The 2,971-nt window shown below is 38.6% G+C and carries 1 protein-coding gene; it reads right to left on the minus strand.

The features are described from left to right. The coding region (locus tag ACFSTE_RS12175) for a hypothetical protein (protein ID WP_378298164.1) at positions 1 to 2,971 on the minus strand (2,971 nt) is incomplete at both ends.

Genomic DNA, 2,971 nt, shown 5'->3' on the forward strand with positions numbered 1-2,971 from the left:
TATCAGGAATCGTCACTGTAACTTCTGTAAAATCGGTGAAAAACGGACGGGGAACACAGATATCTTCATTCCCGGAGGTATTCAGATAATCCGTGGTAAAAGCAGTCCAGCTTTTGGCGCTATCGCCACTGCTGCTCACATGAGCCTGATACAGATCAATAACAGCAGGACGCCCCTTATAAGTCCTACGCATCCCCGGATATCCGTAGTTAAACGCTGTAGCACCAAATTCACTGATGGTCAGATAGTAAAGATCTAGTGTCGATACTATCCCTAATTTGGTCAGGTAATACTCATAATCGGCTACCAGGTATTGCAACGAGTACTGACAAAAATCTTCTGCACTAACAATATCCTCTGCCTCCGTATCCCCTATCCGACTCATCACCCCTGTATATGCAGAATAGGTCGTTGTACAACTTAGTGGTTCCACTACAGGAGGAATACAAACGGTAGGGCCACAAGGAATAGTCTCATCCGGAATTGTCGTGGATCTTGCCAGCTGAATTGTATTCCCAGAGGCAAGTATTACTCCCCCTGAAGTTGCCCCCTGAAGCTCTTCAACATTAAAAAACACACAATTATCTACCTCCTTTTTATTCGTATCACTGATAGGAAGATCAAAATTAACAGCGGATAAAAAAGTTATATCACATTCCTGATAGCTTTCATATATATTCCCATTATACTCATATTCATACAAAATTTGAGCGTTCTTTCTATACCCATCAGGATCTATGACAGGTACAATTGTTTTAAATCTATAGTATGAACTGGAATTCATATTAAAATCCCAAACAAAACTAATAGACAACTGGTAATATTCATTAAGTTTAATAGTAAAATTCACTGAAGAGCCTGCAGTTTTTGTAATGGTATAGGTAGCATTGGTATAATCAAACTTATCTATAACAGGTGCACCATTAGCTGTAAATATCGAATATTCCAGATACTCTTTTACAGGATATTGTACCATTAAATTCTGGAAAGAGGCTAAGGTCGTTATATCCACATTCTCTATAGAAACTGTATTCTGTGAAATAATGTTTGATCTGTTTGCTAATAAAATATCTTCTACTACATGACCAAACAAACGATCAAATTCATCTGTTCCAACATGTGCATAGGAACAGGGAGTAATATCCTCAAAAAAACTACAGGGATCATATAACCATGTTTCAACTTCGATAGTCTTAAAATCTAACTTCATCATCCCATATCGGCTATGGGTAACCCCCGACTTATCCTTAAAAGTAACCTTTACTTTATAACCTCCGTTTAGGGGAAGACTGGGTAGCTCTGTAGCAGAACATAAACTCCCGGAATTCCAATATTCCTTTTTTCCATTAAAAGAAATACCTCCTGTAATTACCTCCTGAATATCAACACATAAAACCTCTTGAATTTCTGATACTCTTATAACCGTTTCATTAGCATCATAGGGGTACCAATAAGAATTTCCATATTCATCTACATTTTTTAAATCAATCCCAATGATCGCATAGTTAGAATCTCCTCCCTCAGAAAACTTAAACTCAATTTTATTTTTAGTAATGGTACCACTGGAATTCTCCTCGGCATAATACCGCATCTCTGTTTGTGGGATTTTAATTCTTGAAAAACTATTACCAAGTACATTTTCATATAAAATATTGATTTGATGCTGAAATCGGGTTTGTAATTCGAAGTCATTCTTAAAACTTGCTACCAAAGGAGTATTCATCAACTGATATGTCTGACCTACAGGATACCTGCTAACCCCCTGATTGATCATCTGAAGTAAGGAATTCTCAAAAAAAGCTTCAGTGACTCCATTTTGCTGGCAGCTTAATTGTTTCTCACAAGTCACCTGGTTATCTTCTCCCACCAAATCATTAATATCCCCACAACACAATAAATTAATCAGTCGACATACTCCGGTAACTACATCACAGGATTCATATAACCTGGCAGTGGCTACTTTAGGGAAATGATCCGCTTCTCTATAGGTAATATTTAACTGTTGCTGGGTTATCTGCCCCCTATCATTATAGAGATAGTTAACATTTGCCCCTGTAATCACCTCTATAACGGCTGGATCTAATACCTGACCCAATTCCATCGTTAATCTGGTTACTCCCCCAACTGTAAGCTCATAGGTACCCCTACCATCTGCCTTCCAAAGAGCAGCTCCTGCTCCAAAAAATGTAGCCAGATAACTTCCCGAATAAGATGACATACTATTCAAAGAAACACTCCCATTGTTTAGAGTTCCCCGTTGTTCTAATTCATACATCACATCCCGAAGGGCTGTCTCAAAACGGGTCGTATTATTACAGCCTGAAATATCTGTACCACTACCATCTCCTATATACTCCCCAACACCATCAGCTTCTGTGATACTACACGCTGCAATACGTGCCTGGGTCTGACCACTAAGAACAATCTCCTGAGTCGTAGTTCCTCCAATAGTCACCTCTGCCAATACCTGATAACGAAAACGCTCACTGCTGGCATCATAACTCGAATAAATCTGTTTTACAGAAGTGATCTGCCAGGTGCCTGCTCCATAGTTCTGCCAGGTATTGCTAAAACTTGCAGGTAAACTAACACTAATAGGAATAGTACCTACTGCCTGATTGTTTTGATAAAAACGAATATCTAATGTCTTATTGGAAGCTGTAAGGTTCGTTCGTATCTCTACTGCTGCATCTGTAGGGTGACTCCCTCCTAAATCTGTAAATAATGCCGGAGTCAGATATCCTCCTCTATAGGTGCTACTAGCAGGAATACCTGAGCTATACTCCTTAAAATAGTAATTTAAGTACATCTCTAAATCCCGAGCCTTAGGACATACTCCTGTAGCAATATAATATTCGTAATTAGTAAAATTAGCCAGGTCATTATAGATATCTCCTCCATTATCTCCTGAACTATATAGGTTATCCGAAGGCTTAAATCGTTTTTCCTTTTCTTTATATAATTCGCTGTG

The organism is Aquimarina hainanensis (assembly GCF_042684685.1).
GTDB classification, from domain to species: domain Bacteria; phylum Bacteroidota; class Bacteroidia; order Flavobacteriales; family Flavobacteriaceae; genus Aquimarina; species Aquimarina hainanensis.